This is a genomic window from Halalkalibacter oceani, assembly GCF_023715705.1.
Lineage (GTDB): Bacteria > Bacillota > Bacilli > Bacillales > Bacillaceae_D > Halalkalibacter > Halalkalibacter oceani_A.
The window spans coordinates 1-21627 of the sequence record NZ_JAMBOS010000040.1 but is presented as its reverse complement, the minus strand read 5'-3'; the positions used below and the strand labels follow the sequence as shown (position 1 = coordinate 21627).

13 protein-coding genes and 5 pseudogenes are annotated in these 21627 nt (G+C 39.9%); 12 read left to right on the top strand and 6 right to left on the bottom strand.

The features are described from left to right. Positions 1–81: 81 nt before the first annotated feature. The 3 genes and pseudogenes from M3212_RS20900 to M3212_RS20890 all read right to left on the bottom strand — a co-directional run bounded on the left by M3212_RS20900 (position 82) and on the right by M3212_RS20890 (position 4343). Positions 82–1332 carry an IS4 family transposase gene (locus M3212_RS20900; protein WP_251195858.1) on the bottom strand — a complete coding sequence of 417 codons (1251 nt, stop codon included), beginning with the start codon at positions 1330–1332 and terminating at the stop codon, positions 82–84. Positions 1333–1490: 158 nt separating this feature from the next. Further along, positions 1491–3767 (bottom strand): annotated as a pseudogene (locus M3212_RS20895) (Tn3 family transposase); the annotation flags it as partial. A gap of 21 nt (positions 3768–3788) precedes the next feature. After that, positions 3789–4343, bottom strand: a complete 555-nt coding sequence (locus M3212_RS20890) for a recombinase family protein (RefSeq protein ID WP_251195857.1) — start codon at positions 4341–4343, stop codon at positions 3789–3791. 775 nt (positions 4344–5118) lie between these two features. Between M3212_RS20890 and M3212_RS20885 the strand changes: the two genes are divergently transcribed. The 8 genes and pseudogenes from M3212_RS20885 to M3212_RS20850 all read left to right on the top strand — a co-directional run bounded on the left by M3212_RS20885 (position 5119) and on the right by M3212_RS20850 (position 14749). After that, a complete protein-coding gene (locus M3212_RS20885) occupies positions 5119–6633 on the top strand; it encodes an NADH dehydrogenase subunit 5 (protein ID WP_251195856.1) in 1515 nt (504 codons plus the stop codon). 15 nt (positions 6634–6648) lie between these two features. After that, positions 6649–9273: a DUF2309 domain-containing protein gene (locus tag M3212_RS20880; protein WP_251195855.1), complete on the top strand. Its 2625-nt coding sequence runs from the start codon at positions 6649–6651 to the stop codon at positions 9271–9273. A gap of 70 nt (positions 9274–9343) precedes the next feature. Further along, positions 9344–9866: pseudogene (locus tag M3212_RS20875) on the top strand (carbonic anhydrase); the annotation flags it as partial. Between the two features lie 27 nt (positions 9867–9893). After that, on the top strand, positions 9894–10745 hold the full coding sequence (locus tag M3212_RS20870; RefSeq protein WP_251157382.1) for a DUF6671 family protein: 852 nt from the start codon (positions 9894–9896) through the stop codon (positions 10743–10745). Between the two features lie 134 nt (positions 10746–10879). Further along, the gene (locus M3212_RS20865; protein WP_251195854.1) at positions 10880–11170 is read left to right on the top strand and encodes a DUF6407 family protein; all 291 of its coding nucleotides are present in this window, start codon (positions 10880–10882) and stop codon (positions 11168–11170) included. A 173-nt stretch (positions 11171–11343) separates the two neighbouring features. Then, positions 11344–11712, top strand: a complete 369-nt coding sequence (locus M3212_RS20860; protein WP_251157375.1) for a DUF2294 domain-containing protein — start codon at positions 11344–11346, stop codon at positions 11710–11712. A gap of 202 nt (positions 11713–11914) precedes the next feature. Continuing rightward, positions 11915–13133, top strand: a pseudogene (gene istA / locus M3212_RS20855) (IS21 family transposase). A gap of 183 nt (positions 13134–13316) precedes the next feature. After that, a pseudogene (locus M3212_RS20850) lies at positions 13317–14749 on the top strand (IS4 family transposase). Between the two features lie 428 nt (positions 14750–15177). On the opposite strand, the gene M3212_RS20845 reads toward M3212_RS20850, so the two are convergent. Beyond that, positions 15178–15600, bottom strand: a complete 423-nt coding sequence (locus M3212_RS20845; protein WP_232233842.1) for a DinB family protein — start codon at positions 15598–15600, stop codon at positions 15178–15180. Positions 15601–15658: 58 nt separating this feature from the next. Between M3212_RS20845 and M3212_RS20840 the strand changes: the two genes are divergently transcribed. Continuing rightward, complete coding sequence (locus M3212_RS20840; protein ID WP_051428415.1) at positions 15659–16057, top strand: DUF1259 domain-containing protein; 399 nt, start codon at positions 15659–15661, stop codon at positions 16055–16057. 387 nt (positions 16058–16444) lie between these two features. On the opposite strand, the pseudogene M3212_RS20835 reads toward M3212_RS20840, so the two are convergent. After that, positions 16445–16811, bottom strand: a pseudogene (locus M3212_RS20835) (DUF2294 domain-containing protein). A gap of 322 nt (positions 16812–17133) precedes the next feature. Between M3212_RS20835 and M3212_RS20830 the strand changes: the two are divergent. From M3212_RS20830 to M3212_RS20820, 3 genes are read left to right on the top strand one after another with little or no spacing between them, the layout of a single operon-like run. After that, the gene (locus M3212_RS20830; RefSeq protein ID WP_349774216.1) at positions 17134–18207 is read left to right on the top strand and encodes an endospore germination permease; all 1074 of its coding nucleotides are present in this window, start codon (positions 17134–17136) and stop codon (positions 18205–18207) included. After that, on the top strand, positions 18204–19769 hold the full coding sequence (locus tag M3212_RS20825) for a spore germination protein (protein WP_034263222.1): 1566 nt from the start codon (positions 18204–18206) through the stop codon (positions 19767–19769). The genes M3212_RS20830 and M3212_RS20825 overlap by 4 nt, the downstream gene beginning before the upstream one ends. Then, the gene (locus tag M3212_RS20820) at positions 19766–20932 is read left to right on the top strand and encodes a Ger(x)C family spore germination protein (RefSeq protein ID WP_026584835.1); all 1167 of its coding nucleotides are present in this window, start codon (positions 19766–19768) and stop codon (positions 20930–20932) included. The genes M3212_RS20825 and M3212_RS20820 overlap by 4 nt, the downstream gene beginning before the upstream one ends. Positions 20933–21414: 482 nt before the next feature. Here M3212_RS20820 and M3212_RS20815 read toward each other — a convergent pair. Next, positions 21415–21627 (bottom strand): transposase (locus M3212_RS20815; protein ID WP_251195852.1); only part of this gene is annotated, 213 nt, incomplete at its 5' end.

Genomic DNA, 21627 nt, shown 5'->3' with positions numbered 1-21627 from the left:
ATTCAACTTAGTTCAATGGAAAAAAGGACAACAGGTAAACAAATGGTAGTCCTTATCCACAATTTTACAGTTATCTTTTTCCTAGTTAAATAGAGGGTCGTACGTCAAGTCGTCTAAATGACTCACCACTCCTTCCTCGAATTGATGCTCAATGTTTCGAAATTCTTCTTCCCAGTTCAGCTTTCGTCTCCCCTTAGAGGAACGTGTAGGTTGTCTGAAAAGAGCACGAAGGAAGACATCAAATTCGTTAAATAAGAGGCTCTGAAGGGTTTGCTTCATTTCAAGCAAAGGACCTTCATGGTGCACCTGTTGCTGTAATAGAACTTGCAAGCAGTACGTGATCAGAGCGACCCAGATTTGATTATACACGGCATTCTCACTCTTGCCATAGAACGTTTTAAACGTCAAATGTTGTTTCATCCACTTGAAAAAGGTTTCAATTTTCCAGCGGTAGCGATACAGGTCTCCAATTTCTTCGGCAGACAAATCGAAACAATTGGTGACAAGGATGACTTTGTTTCCTTGCCCATCGTGCGTTTGAATCAATCGCACAGGATGCTCCATTTGAGTTCCATTTTCCATGCTTCCTAGAAATACTTCTTGGTCTTGGATAATAGGAGAATCGGCTTTGGGAACCTGTTCGGAAAGCACATCCATTTTGGCATTTTTCTTTAAACGTGTGATAAAGCGAACGTCGTGTAAGCAAAGTTCATCAAATTTTTTATAGTCGACATATCCTCGATCAAACAAGTGAATCGAATCGGAATCGATGTCAATAAGTTCCGTCATTTGGGTGTGATCCGCATGTCTAGCCGGTAAAATAATCCCTTTATCAGGAAGAACAACTTCATCTGTGACCACGACTCGTAAATGGAGCCGAACTCCCGCTTTGGTTTTGCGAAAAGTCGCCCATGGATACTGGCTCAAACTCATGCTCATCGTTGTGGAATCAATGACATGCAAGCGACCGATGTCGCGAATGATAGGAGAAGTCTTCATGTTCGCTTGAATGCTCAACACTAAGTAATGAAAGATTTTTTCAAATAACTCAGGCGATAAATCGCCCAGTTTTCTTGAAAGTTGGGATGTGCTGATGGCATCAAAAGCAAGTTGAACATGAAGTTCTTCCTTGTCTTTAAGCTGCTTGGACATCGCCGTTAAGCTTTTGGTTTCATTCAATTGCGAAATAATCAACAGTTGAAGAAATTTATAGGCAGTTAACTTTTTCACGTACTTATCAAGGTCGATCACGTTAATTAGGTTGGAAAAAGTCTGTTCATCTATGACTTTTAGCAGTTTATTAATTGTAGATTTTATGGTATTCTTGTCCATGTGTATCTCCTTGTATTTAGGATTTGGACAGAACTACCAAACCTAATTATAAGGAGTTTTTTTGTGCTTTTGAACCATAAATTTCTACTTCGAAACTACTTGACAAATCTTGAAGAACTTTATGCAAAGTTAATGAATTTTTTTATAAAAAGGTATTGATAACCAGCCGTGTCTGTGTAATGTTCTTCAATATTCAATTCAGATTCATGATGCAGCAATCCATCTATGACATGAACGGCGTCACGAGCATTGGTATTAATAACTTTTGTGTAGTAAGAAGAAAACTGATCACTTGTAAAGCGATAAATCGTTGCTCCTTTACCAGAACCATAATGAGGATTTGATTCTGCATGTAGAGAAGAAACGCCAACTTGTACTCTCATACCATCTGAAGAGGATGTACTTCCATCTCCCCAATATTTAGATAAAGCAAGCTGATGATGAAAATTCACAAGTGTTGCTTGAGCTTTATTCATCGCATCATCATAAAGACGCCATTGAGAAGCATGAGCCATTTGGTGATAAGTAATTCCAGGGGTAGCATCTGCCATTTTTGTTAAGCCAATATTTGTTCCCATCGCCATAATTGTGGCCATTAAAATTGACTTTTCCTCTCCTTTCGGAGGACGACCTGAAGAAGCATGAATAAATTGTTCGTCAAAGCCTGTCCAACTTGCGACTTCGATTAGAAGATCCGTTAGTTTTATCCGTGGCAACATGCTGTATAGAGATGAACTAAACATCTTTGCATCTTCAGGAGTATCCTTTTCAAGGCGGTCAATGCGAAATTTCCCCTTCTCTATACTAACACCCTCTAGTTCATCAATGTTATCGGACATGGCTTGTAGTCGCTTTCTTAGAGAATCCATTCTTTCGGTCAAATATTCTTCACCAGAACTGCTTACCGCAAGCCGATTATGATGTAAACCAGCTTCTAACCATTCTTCTTTTGGAATTAGATACTCATCAAAATCTTTATGTTGTTTACTTCCACGAACAGATACATCTCCTGACCGAATATGATTTCGTAATTCAGTTAATGCAGCCATTTCATAATAATGACGATTGATACTTCCATCATCGTCATATACATGTTTCTGCCATCGGTTAGAGACAAAACCAAGAGGGGCTCCTTCTGGAACCTTTCGTTTACCTGATTCATTCATATTTTTGATAATATCTAACGCTTCCATCAATGGCTTGGCTGATTGGGTCGATTGAAATTCTAGTGATTTAAGTAAGGTAGGCGTATATTTTCGAAGATAAAAAAACCGTTTTTCTAAAAGATCTAAATAATCATAGTCGATAGGACGTGATAATTGTTTGGCTTCTTCTACTGATGCGATAATTTTTTCCCAGGGCATGACGGTTTCTAATGTAGTGAAGGGATCCAAGCCTTCATCTCTTGCCCTTATTAGTGCAGCACCGATGTCAGCAAAATGTATGATTTTTTCATTAATTGTTTTACCGTTTTGTCTCTGCATTTCTTCTTGGGCTTTACGGCCCTTTGACTGCAAAATCATAATTTGGCGATCGTGGATTTCAATAGCTTGATCAATTAGGTCTTGGCTGAGATTTAAGAGATAAGCCACAAGAATAGCAAATTTTTTAGTCTCATTAAATCTTCGGAAGGAATGTGGTTCATATCTGGCACCTAAACGCGACAATTGAATAAGCCGGTTTGGGTGAATATCATTATAATCAATTGATACCTCAAGTTTTTTAACATATTCTAATCGTTCAATAACTTTTAAGAAAGCATCAGGTGAAGATTGTCCTGGTATTTCTTTTAACCAAGCAAGAGGTGTTTTTCCATTATCTAGAGTAGACTCCGTCATTAGAATCAATTGTTTCTTTTGCAAGGAGGATAGGGATCGGGATAATATCCTATATATTTTTTGTTCAGCTCGATGACGTGTTTGCCAAACCAGCCTTTCAATCGTCGACATAGCAGGAAGAATGATTTTTTGATTCTTCATTTCTTCGATTGCCATCTTGATCAAATAAATTGAGTTCTCGTTTTCCATTGCATGAGTTAATAAAGAAGAGGAGATGTTACGATATTCTTTTACTGTGAAATTCTTATAACCATATTCTTTTCGAATTTCATCCATATGTTCATGCTTCGTTTGTTCCCGTCCAGCATATGATTGAAATTCCTGAGGATCTACCTTAATTTGATTGGCAATGAACTTTAAAACCGATTTTGGTATTTCTTTAACATCTGATAATGTCCATCCAGGAAAACGAAACAGACAGAGTTGAACGGCAAATCCAAGTCGATTGTAGTCTCTTCTTCGGCGTTTGATCACTTCTAAATCATGTAGGGATAAAGTGTAATAAGCAGCTAATTCCCACTCGCTAATACCAGCAGGAATTGTCATGAAGTCTAAGCGTTGTTCAGGTGTAAGTAGTTCTCTTGCTCTCAAATACAAGATAGTTCCTCCCGTTCACTTCTATATACGTTTTATAGCTCGATACAACACAGATTTACTAACACCAGTCATATCAGAAATCTCCTTTATACTGTACTCCTTAGAAGCATGTAGTTTTATTGCTCGTTCTACTAATTTTGGATCCTTACTTGGTCTTCCGCCATTTCTTCCTCTAATTCTTGCAGATTGTAAACCTGCTATAGTACGTTCACTAATAATATCTCGTTCTAATTCAGCAATACTAGCCATGGTACGAAAGAAAAAACGGCCCATAGCAGTTGAGGTATCAATGTTGTCTCTTATTGAAATAAAATTCACTTTTATCTCTTCAAAAGTCTCAGCCAATTCAATCAAGTGCTTGGTAGATCTAGAGATACGATCTAGTTTATAGACAACCACTGTATCTCCTTCACTAATTGCTTTTAAGAGTTGGTCTAATTCTAAACGCTCTTTTTTTGTTCCACTCATTTTTTCTTTATAGATAACAGCTGCACCAGCTTTTTGTAATGCATCTATTTGTAATTCTAAATTTTGATCTTGAGTAGAAACTCTGGCGTATCCAAATATTTTCCCCATTCTTTACCCCTCCTGAATTAATTATTCCCTAATACGGTTTCGACGTCAATTTTAGGGAAAAAATTAAAGGGAATAGTTTAGGGAACACTAAATGGCTTAAAAACATATAAATTTTAAATACACAAAAAAATCCCTAAAACGTTCGTTTTCGGTACTTTTCAAGGATACTAAATTGGATAAATATGTTATGATAGGAAAGAGATTGTGAAGGAATGTATTAAGCTAAAACGATAGTTATCAAATATGTTGTTTATAAAAGAGGAAATTGATACTTCATTTATGGGGGCTTTCTTGTTGACAATTTTTAAAATTTGGCATATCTTATACTTAACTTAATAATCGGCAGATGGTTATTTTCGCCTTTTTAAATAATTTGGCCATTAGCATTCTTTTAATATTAGTATTGACTGGATGAAAAAGTATCCTAATATAAAAGGGAAGAGTAACATAAATCGATTTATTTCATAATCAATGGACTAAATTAAGTTATACCGATGTTTTCTTTAGAAGGAAGTTAAAACATAAAGTAATGACCTATAGAAGGTAGCTCTTCAAAAAACTTCGCTGAAGTTAGTTGAAGTGAAGCCGACAATTTTCAAGATTCAATGATTTAATATCATCATTGAAGTTTTGAAGTTGTCGGTTTTTTTATTGGAAATTAACATTAAACCCATAAAAGAAGTAAATAAAATTGTATGAAATTCTAGAAAAAATATCACCTTAACTAAAAGGATTATTTTGTACGTTAACATCATTTGAAAAAGGGAGAATTTCAATGGATTCGCTGAGTTTGACATCATTGTTAACATTATTTTTTATTATGCTTATTGTTTCGGGGCTTAGTGGACTATTGTTTTTACATCCACGAGTACCCTTGAGTTTTGTTCGTATTCATATTGGTATCGTGGCATTACCGCCTTTGGTTTCCTTAGTGGCTCTTGCTAATAGTAGTGAGAATGGAGATATTGGTCCTTGGTACCTAGATTCCTTAGCTTGGCTAATGGCTTTCTTTGTTCTTGCAATTGGTTTAATCATTCAGCGTTTTTCTATACGTTACTTAATGGGCGATCGTTCTTATCGAAAATATTTTACCCTTTTTACTTTCACTACAGGTGCTGCTTCAATTACATGGTTAAGTGGTGATTTCCGCTTGATGGTTATATTTTGGGGATTTACTCTCTTCGGTTTAACGTTACTTATAAGGTTAAACAGTGCTTGGAAAATAGCTAGTGAGGCAGCCAAGGTTTCCGGTCGATTATTTATGTTAAGTTGGCTTTCTTTGTTATTTGCGATAACTTGGCTTTTTCAAGTCACAGATCACTGGCAGTTATCATTAGCTCTAACAAATGAAAGTTTAAATCAACTCGGATCATGGGAGAGAACAGGGATTAATTTATTGATTGTATTAGCAGTGATAATTCCTGCAGCCCAGTGGCCGTTCCAAAGATGGTTAGTTGAGTCTGTTGTTGCTCCGACTCCTGTTTCTGCGATTATGCATGCAGGTTTAGTAAATGCAGGTGGGATTATGTTAGCTCGATTTTCACCTCTTTTTAATGGTGATATAGCTTCGATTATTTTACTTATCTTTGCAAGCATTTCTGTATTGATTGGATCTGGAATTAGTTTAGTCCAGGTTGACTATAAACGTCAGTTAGTAGGGTCCACGATTGGACAAATGGGGTTTATGCTCATTCAGTGTGCATTAGGTGCGTATATTGCAGCCATTATTCATCTTATTTTACATGGTTTGTTCAAAGCAACGCTATTTTTACAGGCTGGTTCGGCAGTACGTCGTTTCGAAGTATCGACTCGCATTAATGAAAGATCATCCTATTTATGGATCATGGCTGGTCGGACTTTAGGTTTAGTTGTAGGGGTTGCTTTTTGGCTTATGGCTCCTGGAGAGGGGTATCAATTGATTAGTGCGCTAATCTTAGGTTGGTCTTTATCCGTTTCTTGGACACAGCTCGTGGCTTTTGGAGAGGGGAGAATTGGTCGAATTGCTGGCTTATCAATTTTAGGGGGAGCTGCCATCATTTATTTTATCATTCATAACCTCTTCTATGAGTGGTTGTATACAACCGTTTTTCAAAGTACTCAACCTCCAATGTCAGTTGTCATCATTGTCGCATGTCTCTTACTAATTGGTAGTGCTTTAGGTACGTGGTCTGCTCGTAATCGTTCTTCTGTTTCCTTCGCAGTACTCTATCTATGGTTAGTACGATTAGGTGAAGCAAAACCAAAGTCGGTAGAGAGTCATCCAAACTACCTTAAACAATATTTATCATAAGGAGGTTATCGGTTAATGGGCGTAACATCCGTATCAACGAAAGAAAATATTAAAAAGAAAGATACAGATATTGATTTTCAAGAAAGTGATATAAACGTTTTAATTGAAACTGCTAGCCGAGTGATTGCACCACTTTGGCCTATTTCTACATTTGTAGCACGTAATCCATGGATGGGACTTGAAAAGCAATCTTTTGACCAGGTTGCAGGCTGGTTAAAAAATACTCGTGATGTTGATTTATTCCCTAGTGCGTCTATGATCCGTTCGGCAAACAGTAAAGGTGAGATTGATGAAGCTTTTGTGAAAATGGGCCTACAGCGCTGGCTTGATTCACATTCCTTTAATATCTCACGGGAGGTGGCGGAGCGATTTTGTTATGCTGCACTAAAATTAGATCCATTACCTGCTAACCTCTTATCATCACATAAGCTGGAGAAATTGGTAAATGAATTTAGTGGACTGAATACGGATAGTATCGAGAGTTATCCAATGCAACCAATAAGTTCGCATATAGAGAATCAAGACGGTGAAAGGTTAGTCAATATTCTCGATCATCATGTCATTAAGTGGTGTAAATTATATCTTGATGACTCTCAGGCAGGTTGGACAATGCCAAATCGTGAGGAAGGTTTCTATCGAGCCTGGCAGCGTCTCGTACAATATGATCCGGCGCTTAGTAAAAAGCAGCGTGAAAGTCTAAAAGGTTGGCCACAAGAAGCACATATGGCTTTACAAGAAGCGTTATTCGCACTAGAAATCCCTAAATCAAAAATACAGACTTATCTTGAAGGTCATTTACTTTCCTTACCTGGGTGGGCAGGAATGATGCTCTGGCGTTCTCAACAATCGAGCCATGAACAGGCACTCCTAACAGAATATTTAGCAGTTCGAATTTCCATGGAATGGGCGCTTATAAAGCCTCACTTACCTTTGACCAATCAACAATCTGAGAACAAAGTTTCCGTTACTCCCCTTATAGCATCTTGGATCCATTGGGGGGACCTTACAATCGAGGAATGGTCACAGATGTCAACCGCTGAACAAAATGAATATTTATTATTTGCCTACAGCTTTGATGAGAAGCTTCGCAGGAAACTTTGGTTAGAAGCTTGGGAACAAACACACACGGATCAGTTAAGTCAGAAGATTTTCTCTAAACAACGTGAGACAAACGATAAAAAATCTGCATTAGCTCAATTTGCATTCTGCATTGATGTACGATCAGAACCTTTTCGTCGTCAACTTGAAAAAGAAGGTCCGTTTGAAACGATTGGAATTGCCGGTTTCTTTGGCCTGCCGATTGCAACTAGTGAACTCGGGAGTAATCACAGTCATTCTTCCTTGCCGGTTATATTAAAGCCTCAGCACAAAATAAAAGAGGCAGCTGATGAAAATGAACTCAAATCATATCAACAGCGTAAACATGCAGTTAATTCCATAAGCAATACATTTAAAACGATGAAACAGAATGTACTTGCAAGCTTACTCTTACCTGAGTTAAGTGGCCCTTGGCTTAGTTTTCAAATGGTAACACGTAGTTTTGTTCCAAGAGGAGCAGATCGTTTTATTCGTAACTTTCGTGAGACTTGGTTACGCAAACCTAATACAACGCTCTCCCTTAATCATATTCATAATACAGAAGCGGAGATACCTGTTGGTTTTTCAGAAGAAGAAAAAGTGAATTATGCGCGCCAAGCTCTGAAAATGATGGGGTTAACAAAGAATTTCGCACCATTAGTCGTAATATGCGGACATGGTAGTAAAAGTACCAATAATCCTTATGCGTCTGCTCTCGACTGTGGTGCCTGCGGTGGAGCGGCAGGTGGATTTAATGCTAGGGTTTTAGCTGCATTATGTAACTTTCCTGAGGTAAGAGAAGGGCTTTCTTCTGATGGAATTAAAATCCCTGAGGACACCGTTTTCGTGGCTGCTGAGCATAAAACAACGGTAGATGAATTGCACTGGATTTATGTTCCTGAGCTTTCCGAAGCTGCACAAGAAGCATTTGATCGTATCGAATCTATTATGCCGAAAGTGAGCCATAAAGCAAATGCAGAGCGTCTAGCCCAATTACCGAATTTCCAATCGAAACTTAAAAATCCAAAGGCTGAGGCACACCGATTTGCGGAAGATTGGAGTGAGATACGTCCGGAATGGGGATTAGCTCGTAATGCGGCTTTTATTATCGGCCAACGTGAACTAACTCAGGATTGTGACTTGGAAGGTAGAGCCTTCCTTCATAATTATGATTGGAAGCAAGATGAAGGTGGTGATCTCCTAGCTAATATTATTGCAGGACCAGGAACGGTGGCCCAATGGATCAATCTACAATATTACGCTTCAACGGTAGCGCCTCATTATTATGGTAGTGGAAATAAAGTTACTCAAACCGTTACAGCAGGTCTCGGTGTTATGCAGGGGAATGCAAGTGACTTGTTAGCCGGACTACCTTGGCAATCCGTCATGCAATCAGATTACGAGGCTTATCATTCTCCTCTTCGTTTGCTGATTGTCATCCAAGCACCTAGCGAATATGTAGAACGGTTATTAAATAATGATTCAGTATTTCGAGAAAAAGTTCAAAATGGATGGGTTCGACTTGCTAGTGTTGATCCAGATGGACGCTGGGAAAATTGGTAACTGCTAAAATATTTATATAATGATTTTTTACTCAATCAAAAAATTAAAAAAATAGGAAAGGGTGTATTAAATGAATTTAGATAAAAATAAAAAAGCACTATTTTTAACGGACATTGAAAATGGGTTGGAGCCTATTTTACAAGAAGTGACTAATATTCGAGCAGAAAACATGCTGACTATACAAAGCTATGATACCTTAATCTCACATCCTTATGGAGATATAATGAGGTCTGTTATCATTGCTATTTATCAGGAAAATGTTGAGGAGATTTTTGTTGTAGGAACAAATGATAAGAGGACTGACACAGTTAATGTACTAACTCAACTTGAATCAATGAAAGACAAAATACAAACATTGGATTATCTTTTTCAAAATTGTCGGCCTGAATTTTCAGGTGATACGGTCGATGAATGGCTAAATGGAAAAGAAAATGGTAGTGGCAATATCGAAAAAAGTGTTGATATCATTCGTCATCATCCATTAGTGCCGTCATATGTTAAAGTTCGAGGTTTAGTAGTTAATAATAAGGATGGAAAATCCTCAATTGTGGAGGTTCCTACTAATAAAACAGCGTCAAACCTTACCTGATCATCTGAAATGGAAGGGGGAGTTAACTTCTATGCACCCATACATGGGGAAAAAGGCAGTTTTATCTACAATGCATGGGAAACAGCAGGCAATTGTCCAACCTTTTAAAAAATTCTTAAATGTTTCTATACAAGTCCCTAATAAGATCAATACAGACATGTTAGGAACCTTTTCTGGAGAGATAGAGCGAGAGCTTACGCCCTTAGAAACTCTCCGGAAAAAAGCAAGAATGGGAATGGAGGAACTTGGTCTCCCTCTTGGAATAGCTAGTGAAGGCAGTTTTGGACCACATCGTTATCTTCCGTGGGTTGCAGAGGATCATGAGATTCTTTTATGGATTGATGAAGAGCGAGGAATAGAGGTTATAGAGCATGAGGTAAGCGGTGAGACTAATTTTGATGCAAAAACAATCTCTACATTTAATGATCTTAAAGATTTCTTAGACAAGGTACATTTCCCTTCCCATGCCTTAGTGGTTAGACCAAATTCAGGTTTCATTCAAGGTTTTACTTTTAAGGGATTAAAGAGAGCTTCTGAGGTAAAGGAAGCCATTGATCTTTGTACTTCTGCATCTGCAGATGGTTTAGTTTATGTTGAAACAGATATGCGAGCTCATAGAAACCCTACTCGGATGAAGGTAATCAATAAGTTGGCGGAAAAATTAGCTGTTCGATTGATGAACTTATGTCCAAATTGTTGTTGTCCAGGATGGGGAGTAATAGATGTGGTTCGTGGGTTACCTTGTGAAGCTTGTGGCCTTAGGACAAAACAAATTGCTCAAGAAGTTTATGGCTGTCCTAGTTGCAATTTTAAAAAAGAAGAACCCCGTCAAGATGGTGTTACAACATCATCTCCCACTTATTGTGATTGGTGTAATCCTTAAGAATCAGAAGCCAGGAGCTAGGAGCAATAAAGCTTTTATCTTTTTATATAGTTTTTATATTAAGTGAATCAATTCTTTCTTATTAGAATTTAAATAATAGGGATAATGTTTTTCTTGGTTATAAGGAGAATTTAATGGACTCTAATTTAACTGATTTTGTAATTGAAACAATAGAAGATATTAGTATGTTTGATTATAAAGATTTAGAATGTATAAAAAGAGCTATTAGAAAAGCAATTGATGTTTATAATTTAAAATCTTATGAAGAACTTGAGGAAACTCAATCAGGTGTTATTAGATTTTTATATATACACTCTATGATGGAAGAAAACATTTTATCCAAAATTGTAGAGATCACAAGGAACAGTGAAATTGAATTGGATATTGAAGGTGTATATGAAGGTCATGTTATTAGAGATTATTAATTGATGGCTAGAATAATCAATTTTGTCAATATAGCATGCATCTTGGAAACTTTTGAATTCAGGATTGACGACAGGCGCTCAACTTTATTTTATAAGGATGAAAATCGTCATAAAGACTAAAAAAAGCATATGGAATAAACCAATTTTTTGGTTTGATAGGAGATGTAGTATATATGAAAATATCTAAAGGTTCTTATGAATCTGAGATAAGTAAGGCAATTACTCAATGGGAAAAGGATTTTCTTGGGCGTGGGTCTGTATCAGTTAAGACAGATATATTAAGGGATATGATTATTGTAAATCTAAAAGGTATTTTAACACCAGCTGAATATACCGTTTGTGAAACAAAAGAGGGAATGTTAACTATAAAGAAAACTCGTTCGGAATTAGTTGAATCAGGTATAGAAGATCTTAAGGGTATTATATTAACTATAACGGGAGAAGAAGTGAAAAGTTTTCATACTGATATAAGCTCTCGTACAGGTGAACGAGTGATGGTATTTAAATTATTTAATGATCTTGAGAAAAATCTTTTTATGTAAAAAAATAAAGGGATGTCACCTTGAGAATTATAATATTTTTGTAAACAGTACTATATCATAATGTCTACGATAACCATTCTAGCCAAGTTGAGGGCTGAAACATATTGGTTATTCTAATTGTTGATAATATGAATAATATATGAGTGACTTTTTTGGACAGGATAGAGATTATTGGAAAATTCACATAATTAACGTTATAGGAATGAGTGGAAGTGATGCTAGAGGGGATTTTTTTATGATTAAAGATGTGTATAAACGAGGAATGACTATATCAGCTATCGCTAGAGAACTAGAGCTCGATCGTGGAACGGTTAGGAAATACATAAACGCTTCTGTAGCTCCTTCGAAGCAAAAAAGAAAAAAGGCAAAGAGTAAGTTAGATCCTTATAAAGATCACCTTCACCAAAGAATGTTGGAAGGTGGCGTTTATAACGGTGAACGTTTATTAGACGAGATCAAACAGTTAGGTTATACCGGCGGAAAGACCATTTTGAAGGATTACATCAAGCCGTTTCGAGATAAGGAGAAAAAGAAGTACTCTGTACGTTATGAGACTTTACCAGGGGAACAGATGCAAGTGGATTGGAAAGAGCTTGGGGAGATTATCCTTAGAGGTGAACGAATCAAGCTTTCCATGTTTGTCGCTACACTCGGTTATTCCAGAATGAAGTACACGGAATTTAGACATCACAAGATCAAGAACATGTCCTACAGTGTTTGATGAATAGCTTCAAATACTTTGGGGGTGTTCCTCAGAAAGTGCTTTTTGATAATATGCGTACGGTAACAGACGGACGGGATCAAGGACTTGTAAAATGGAATGCACGATTTGCCGAGTTCGCAGCTTACTATGATTTTATTCCAAAAGCCTGTAGGCCCTATCGGGCTAAAACAAAAGGAAAAGTAGAACGAGCTATTCAGTATATTACAGACAGTTTTTATATTGGTACTACATTTGATTCTATCGAAGATTTAAATCGTCAAGTAGAGGGTTGGTTAGACCGTATTGGCAATCGAAAGAGTAATGATACAACAGGAATTTCACCACAAGAACGTTGGTCTGAAGAGAACTAGGTCCGTTACCAAAGCTTGATTATGATACTAGCTACCGAGTTTATCGTAAAACACATTTTGATAGTACTTTGTCTTATAAAGGACATAAATGGCTACTACCTAAAGAATACGCTGTAAAGGAAATCCTGGTAAAAGAATCGCTATCTGGCGTAATGCGTTTTTATTGTCAAGGGGAAGAAATTACGGCTATACAAATATCCGAATCCGTTATTTCGTTAGCAGACCAATTAAAAAAGAAACAGAGTGCCGTGGTTGCCGCCCCGCATTCTGTTCCCACAATACCGGTAAACACTCGTTCTCTCAATGACGACCTTGTGAATGGCCCTTTTGTGGAACAAGGAAGCTAAAGAGCGATACATATTATTCATATTTATATGCATTCCCCTCGATTTTTAATGACTTTTTACGATTTAGGTCTTAATAATAGGGGTCCCGCCACATGCCCATCAAGCGAAGTTAAAATCATACCCTCAAAATGAAAAAACGCTATGCTTATCGTAAGAAGTTTACGAGAAAGGATGGCGTTTTTGATGAATCCTATCATTTCAAATGAACTGAATCTTTTTGCACAAGAACTACAATACTTTTTATCTCCAGTAGTCTTACAAGATATCGCCAAACAAGTTGGCGTTTACAACAGCGATCTAGTAAGTATCAAGCAAACGAACTCATTGCCCTTTGCGTATGGCTTAGTCAAGAAATCGCTAGCACATCACTTACACAATTGTGCAGTCAGTTAGAAGCTTCCACTGGGGTACTGATGAGCTCAGAAGGACTGAATCAACGCTTTAATCCAGCAGCTGTCGCATTTCTTCGAGAAGTCTTTACTTCTCTTCTCACACAAAAACTCTGTTCAAATCAATCGCTTTCTGTACACATGATCTCTACTTTCAATCGTATCCGTATTTTAGATGCGACAGTGTTTCAACTGCCTGATCATTTCGCCACTGACTATCAAGGTTCAGGTGGGAGTAGTAATACGGCAGGCGTGAAAATCCAATTGGAATATGATTTACTTAGTGGTCAATTTCTTAACGTGCAGCTTGGACCAGGAAAAAATAATGATAAAACATACGGTACCATCTGCCTTGAAACCGTAGAGGCGGGCGATTTGTGTTTGCGTGATCTTGGTTACTTCGATTTAGGAGACTTACAAGCCATTCATGATAAAGAGGCTTACTATATCTCGCGGTTGAAGCTGAATACACGCATTTATACCAAGAACCCTGAGCCAGAATACTTCAACAATGGCACGTTAAAAAAGCAAACAGAATACATCCAGCTTGATATGACACAAATGATGTCTGGTCTAACCCCTGGTGAAACGATGGAAATCCCCGAGGCATACATTGGCCAAAATCAGAAGCTTCCAGCACGTGTCATTATCCATCGTTTAACCGATGATCAAACGCAAACACGCCTGAAAAACCAAGCGATACGTGAAAAGAAGAAAGGCATTGTCATGAAGGATAAAAGTAAACGTTTAATGGGCATGAATGTATATATCACGAACACGTCGCTAGAAGAAGTACTGACGAATTACGTCCATTCATTGTATTCACTTCGTTGGCAGATTGAGATTTTGTTTAAAACGTGGAAGTCATTCTTTGAAATTGATGAATGTAAAAATATTAAAAGAGAACGCCTAGAGTGCCATTTATATGGACAACTCATTGGCATTCTCCTCTGTTCTTCTACGATGTTTCAAATGCGACAGCTTCTGCTTGAAAAGAAAAAGCAGGAGCTGAGTGAATACAAAGCGATTTATATGATTAAAGATTACTTTCCGTTACTGTTTCAAGCGATAGCAGTTGGCACAGAAGAACTTATGAAAATTCTGCATCGCCTTTATCAGCTGCTAAAAAAGAACGGTCGTAAATGTCATCGGTATAAGAAGATGACCGTCTTTGATATTCTAGGGGTTGTGTATGAAACGACGGTGAAGCATAGACAAGCTGCCTAGCGAAAAAATCGCGTTTTAATAGGCTTCTTTGGCATGCCTACTTTTCCATCACTCGCTAGTTTTAAAACAAGGATCATTTCGTATCTAGTAATTTACTTTGTTAGCTTGATGGGCATGTGACGGTACCCCTTGTTCAACAATCGAGCCCTTTTGCGGAATAACCACCAATCCTTGTTTGTCATTCGTATGATGTATTGAGCTCTCGTTCTTCGTTAGCTTAACGAAGAGGCCTTGATTTTTTCTTGTTTGAGATTATTATTTGCTTTTCATTTTTAGACAAAATCCAGTCTGCAACCAATCGCTGCTGCTTTTTTCAACCCGTCTTGTCCTCTCTTCATATCAGTCTATGAACGGGGCGGGAAGGCTGCCATAAAGAAAGAACGGAAGCCGCGTTTTCCGCGCAGCTTCCGTCCCGATCTTCCGGACAACTAACTCAAATACCGATTTCGGATGACCCCCATGTGATGAATCTCGTGTCCTGCGATGCCGTACGCGAGGGCACGCGCCGTAATGTTTGCGTTGTTGGCTGTGCCTTTGCAGGACCACGCCTCCGCCGGTAACCCGCGCAGCAGTGTGATCGTCGATTGCCGTACGGCCCGGTAGTCTTCGGCCAATTGCGCGGTTATCCAGCTCCCGAAAGGAGGCATGAACAATTCCTGGTCGAAACCGGACAGAGGCGTCTGGTCCCCTCTTGCGATTCGGAGCAGGCGGTAGGTCATGACGCGTTCTCCGTCTGCGATGTGGCCCACGACTTCTTTCAGCGTCCATTTTCCTTCCGCATACCGATACGCGCCATGGGGCTTTCGGCATGGAAATCCCTCTGAGTTAGCGAAAACGCTTCGTTCTGGAATTAATCAATCGAACACACCAATCAATGCCAACCAACCATTGGTTAATGGAGAATTTCCATTGGATAAGAAGAAGCTTGATCAAATTTTCGGTAAGGAAGGATCTTTAAGTAATGGTGTTTACAAGATTAGTTTCCCGCGCTCTGAACAAATCAAAGAAAACGGAATGGTCATTCCTCCGTCAATGGGGACGTCAACAGCAATTAACTTTCAACCGACTGGTGGACAAAATGCAGCGATTACAGGAGATTTTGTGTTAACAGCAGAAGAAGTGAATTCAGTAATACGTGTTTTACGAAAACATGACATCGAAGTAGAAGCTGTGCATAATCACATGTTATTTGAAGAACCACATCTCCTTTTCGTTCACTTTTGGGCGAATGACGATGCAGAAAAATTAGCGAAAGGACTTCGTAAAGCGGTCGAAAAAACCAATTCTAAATTACCTGATAAAGATTAGATCAGACCAAAATACTGAATACCATTCATGTTCCGATGAATGAAAATTATAAGAGAACCGATTTTTCCTTCACCGAAAGGGAGCATCGGTTTTTATATTTAAATTGAGTAACATGAGAAATTCGTTGTTTTTGCGAGGTGTTTGAAATAATCTTCATACATCATATTTATTTTACTTTTATTTATTCTTATTGGGGTAGCGTCAAGGCGGTCAGCCCCAATACGAAAAAAAGTACAATTGGGGACAACAAATTCCCGACAACGATATCGAACATGATGTAAATTCAACTCCTTGCAAAAAAATAACCGGTAACTTCAGGGTGTCCTGAATTACCGGCTTAACTTCAACGGATCCTCTCGGATCTTTCGATTCATCTGCCAATACGCATTATTCAATTAATTTCTTCTCCAGATTATCGGAGAGCACGAACACCATTACTCTTTCCCCTGTACGCGTGCTGATATCGGTGTGGAAGCTGACGACTTGTTCCCCCGTCAACTCAAGGATCATCTTTCCAAGCTGTTCTCTTCCCGATTCCACCAAATCTGCCCTGATGCGCTTTACAGACAGCATACCCTCCGATGTCCCGGCCAATTTTTGGTTCAGCGAGAGTTAATATCCCTTTAAGTCCCACAATAATCATATTGCGCATGATGTCCGTTTTGACCAATACCGACCCCCGTCCCAAATATTCCTTCTCCCATTGCGTTAAAATTTTGCTTATCTGCCAATTCCCCCTTTTGATATGGAACAGAGCATTCAAATCCCTCCAAATAAAAAACGCTACTTCATATGGGCGAATGTGATCCCAATGAACATACCGATTTATCTTCAACTTATTTAGCAAAATGAAATTACTTTTTCATCCTGTCAATGCACATAATGCGAAAGCAACGAGTCGGCAAAATGGTTTGAAGATCGTTCGTTTTATGATTGAACCTTACATTTAGTATACGTGTTCCTCTCTGTCAATGGAAATTCATTTTATTGGGTATTTTTTTCGATTCGAATGGTTAAATTACAATTATATATTTCATGGACAAAATGTCAGGCGATGATCGGGAGGTGACGATAAAATTCAAAATAATATTTCTGCGTTGCAAGGTTACTCCATTCTTTTACTTTCGATCGGCCTTCTCAATCATGTGGTCTTGATTCCCATATTGTTGGACGCAGCGGGAAGAGATGCTGTAGTCTCCGTTGGGATGGTATTGGCCTTGTTGCCTGTTTGGGGGGCGTGCCTAGTCTATATCATGAAACACAAGGGTCAACAGCCGTTCTCCGATTGGTTGCAGCACCATTTCGGCAAAGGCTTGTCCGTCATTATCCTTGCGGCAGTCAGCATCTACATATGGCTGCAGGGTTACGTTACCCTCTTTTATTTCATTGTATGGACCCATTCGACTTATATGCCGCATACACCCAAATTCGTGCTTGCTCTTCTCGTATTAGCCTGCTGTTTCTTTCTTGCAACCGGGGGCCTTCGTTCCATCGCGATTACGTCGGGTATTTTGCTGCCATTTGTGGTGATTCTCGGAGTATTTGTTATGACCTTCAACTTCAAGCATAAAGACTACAGTCTTGTTCTCCCCCTCCTTGCCGATGGATTCGCTCCCGTTTGGCGGGGCAGCCTATATGCGGCGAGCGGAATTTTCGAGCTTGTGCTTCTTCTTTTTTTTCAACATCGTCTGATCAATCGCCCTTCATTCGCCGGCGTGCTGTTCATGATTTTTTCGCTCGCCGGATTGACAATAGGCCCTTTAATGGGAGCGATTTCGATTTATGGGGCAGAGGAAGCTGCTTTGCAGAGATATCCGGCATTTGAACAGTGGCGTGTTCTCGAACTGGGAAAGTACATAGAACATTTGGATGTTTTTTCAATCTATCAGTGGGTATCCGGAGAATTCATTCGCCTTTCGCTTTCCCTCTTCATCATTGCGGATGTGTGGAAACCGAAAAACAGAACGCCGCTTCTGCTGCTTGCGACCGGAACTCTGCTTATTGCCATTTTGGCGCCGATAAGTGACGTACGGTTTTTGCAATTTCTAAAAACGATGTATTTCCCATCCACCTTCGTCCTGGTAATCGGACTCACCTTCTTGTTTGCGGGAAAAACATGGATTTCAAGATGGAGGATGAGGGGATCATGAAGAACTGGTTGATGCAATGGTTCCGAAAGCGGTCTTATCCACCTGCTTCGTTGCCTGCGGAACAGAAAATCGGGCATTCCAACGATGCTTGCGCGAATGACCTGGGCTTGACCGAACAGGAGATCACCGGTTTATTTCAAAATTCCGCCGATGTCAAATCTGTTTCTTGCCTGTGTGACAGGCAGAATCCGAACTCCTCTGTTTTATTGCTTTATTGCGAAGGGTTGACGGATCCAAGGGAATGGAAAGACATCGTTCTGCCGCGTTTAAGGCGGCTCTTTAGAACAACAGGCTTCAATGGCGACTCCATGACCCGCAATGATGAGCTGCCGCTAGAGAAGGTAACGGGCAACGGGCTGATGTTGAGACGGCAAATCGTACAGCATGTGCTGGATGGAAAACTCATTATTTTTACGCCTGTTCAACAGTGCGTGTATGCATGGGATATGGCCAAGGTGCCTCAGCGAAAACCGGAAGAATCCAGTATCGATGTGTCGATCAAAGGTCCTAAAGACGGTTTTGTGGAAGAGATTGCGACCAATGTCGCTTTAATTCGCAAGCGCATGAGAACAGGCTCCTTATGTTATGAACAGGTAACGGTCGGACAGCGCACGCAAACCCGAATCGGATTGCTTTATTTGCAAGATGTTGCGAACGCGGCGCTGGTTGACAATCTTCGAACGAAACTGCAGGGTATCAAATATGACGGGATATGCAGCGCCGGGCAGCTGCAAGAAATGCTTTCGACTCCGAAATCCATATTCCCGATGATGGCCTATACAGGACGGCCCGATTTCGCCGTGGCCTCGCTGCTGAGCGGTCGTTGCGTCGTTCTAACGGAGGGTACGCCCAGCGCCCTAATTGCGCCGGCCGACGTCTTCTTACTGTTGAAGACCGCAGAAGATATCCATTATCCCGCGCTGAGCGTTGCTGTAGCAAGAGGGCTCAGAATAGTCGGGATTTTGACAGCTCTGTTATTGCCCGCGCTATGGACTGCGCTGCTAAGCTTTCACATCGAACAAATACCAATATTGCTATTGGCTACCATTTCGGTACAGCGGCTGGGCCTCCCATTCTCTGTCGCTCAAGAAATGTTTCTGACGCTGATTTTCCTGGAAGCTTTTCGTGAGGCGGGAGCGCGGTTGCCTGCTTCATTAGGACAAACGATTACTGTCGTAGGAGGACTGATTATTGGCGATGCCACGATTCGAGCAGGGTTTATGTCGCCCAGTGTTCTGGTTATCGCCGCGATTACCCATGTGTTCGGCTCTATGGTGCCGAATCATTCGTTGAATGCTACGGTCAGTATACTGCGGTTTGGCCTTTTCTTTGTTTCTGCCGCCTTCGGTTTATACGGTTTTTTTTGCGGAGTGGTACTGCTGCTTTCCTATCTTTCCACCCTGCAGTCTTTCGGATTACCTTATTTATCTCCTTTGTCGCCGCTGGACAGGGCAGACTTGCCTCAAGCCCTGTTCAATCTTCCATGGGCTTGGCGGCGGAAACGTCCGAATGCCGTGAATACGCAAGATTCAACCCGGAAAGCAGAGGAGGACTCATCATGAAGGCGATTTTAATCTTGGTCGCGGGAGCGAGCTTGCTTCTGACGACAGGATGCTGGGGCTCGTTAGAAATCCAAACGATCCATTATGTTACGGCTATTGGAGCCGACTACAAAGATGGAGAGTATGTTCTTTATGCTCAGATGTTAGACTTTTCGGATGCAGCCAAATCGGAAGGGCAGGCAAAAACAAAACAGCCAACCAGTTATGTAGGGAAAGCGGCGGGAAAAAGCCTTTGGGATGCGGCCAACAAACTGCAAGCTGCATCTCAACAAGCGCTTTTTTGGGAACAGGTATCGACGATCGTCGTTACCGACAATGTATTGAAGGCGGACAAACATCTGGAATTTCTGGAGTTTACGAATCGCTATAAAGAAATACGGTACAATACATGGATATTCAGCACAAAAGAAAATATCGAAGATATCTTCAAAGCCCAAACCTTTTTCAAATTTTCTCCGCTTTACACCCTGTTGCATGAACCGAAAGATCAGTATCGCCAAAGCTCCTCGATTTCCCCCGTCCGCTTGTATCAATTTATACGTTCATTAAAAGATAAGGCCAGGTCAAGTTATTTGCCGTCATTGACATTAAACGCCGCTTTTTGGAGAGAGGACGGTAAAAACATGAAGCTTTTGGAAATTGATGGCGCGGATCTGTTCCAAACGAAACGATGGAACGGCTGGATCAGTCGAACCGATCTTACGGGCTGGCAATGGGTGAATCCAAAGACGCAAAGCTATCCCGTTGCTTTATTGTCCGACGATGATATTTCGGCCGTCATGCTGTTTAAAAAACCGCGCATCCATATTCGACCTCAGGCGAAATGGGACAAAGCCTATTTTGACATGACGATTACATTGGACGCGTATCTTGTCGAACTGCGCGAAGCCATGACGGAAAATGAGTTGATGGAACGATATACAAAACTTTTGGAAGGTCAAATCCTCCATGTTTTTCGCGAAGGTATCCGCATCCATACCGACGTGTTGAACCTGGGAGATACACTGTATCGATCCAATCCGCGTGTATGGCAACAGATGGCCGATGACCATTCATTCGTTCTTCATAATGACGCAATTCGTCATTTGAAAATCAATATTCATTTCAATGATACGGGTGAATATAAGTTTGTGCCGCAAAAACAAAAAGATGAGGATAAATAACCAGAAGTCAGCGGCAGCACATGGAGCGTTTTACCAGGACGCAGAGACAAAGGCTAGGCTTCGATCATAACCTCGTTGTCATGCCGGCTTATACGCGGCTTCTCCCGGGCGCTGGAAGATCTTCAACAGCCAGTTGTACATAGAGGGCCTCGTAGATTATTTATCCTTTCTCTAACGCCTCATGATCATTGTCACTTGTCATTCTTAATCCCTGGCATATTGCATCTAATCCGGCAGCGTTGGTCAAGTCGCCGCCGCAGCCGTGAATGCTCCTTATAATTGAAGATTAAAATATAAATAAATACAGTGCTAATAGATATATAAGAATATACACCACAGAAGCTATTCTTCCGAAAGTCGTAATACAACCTTTGTCTTCTCTTAAAAAGATTAAATATAAAATACTTGAATCAATTTCATAAAGCCTAGTTCACGATTGTTAGACGACTCCCATTTCGCTTTTAGTGTTTTTAAAAAATTAATTACGCGGCTTGACTAGTCTGCTTGCTAGAAAGGGACTTGGCTATACGATCACACGCGAGCTTCGCCGCGTTATAAATCAAATGCATCAAATCAAATTGTACTTTTGCTCGTTTTCCTGTGCGATAGCGAATATTGTTTAATTGGAAGAATTCTTTTAGATACGCAATGACTCGCTCGACTGAACTTCGTTGCTTGTAAAGGGTTTTCCATGC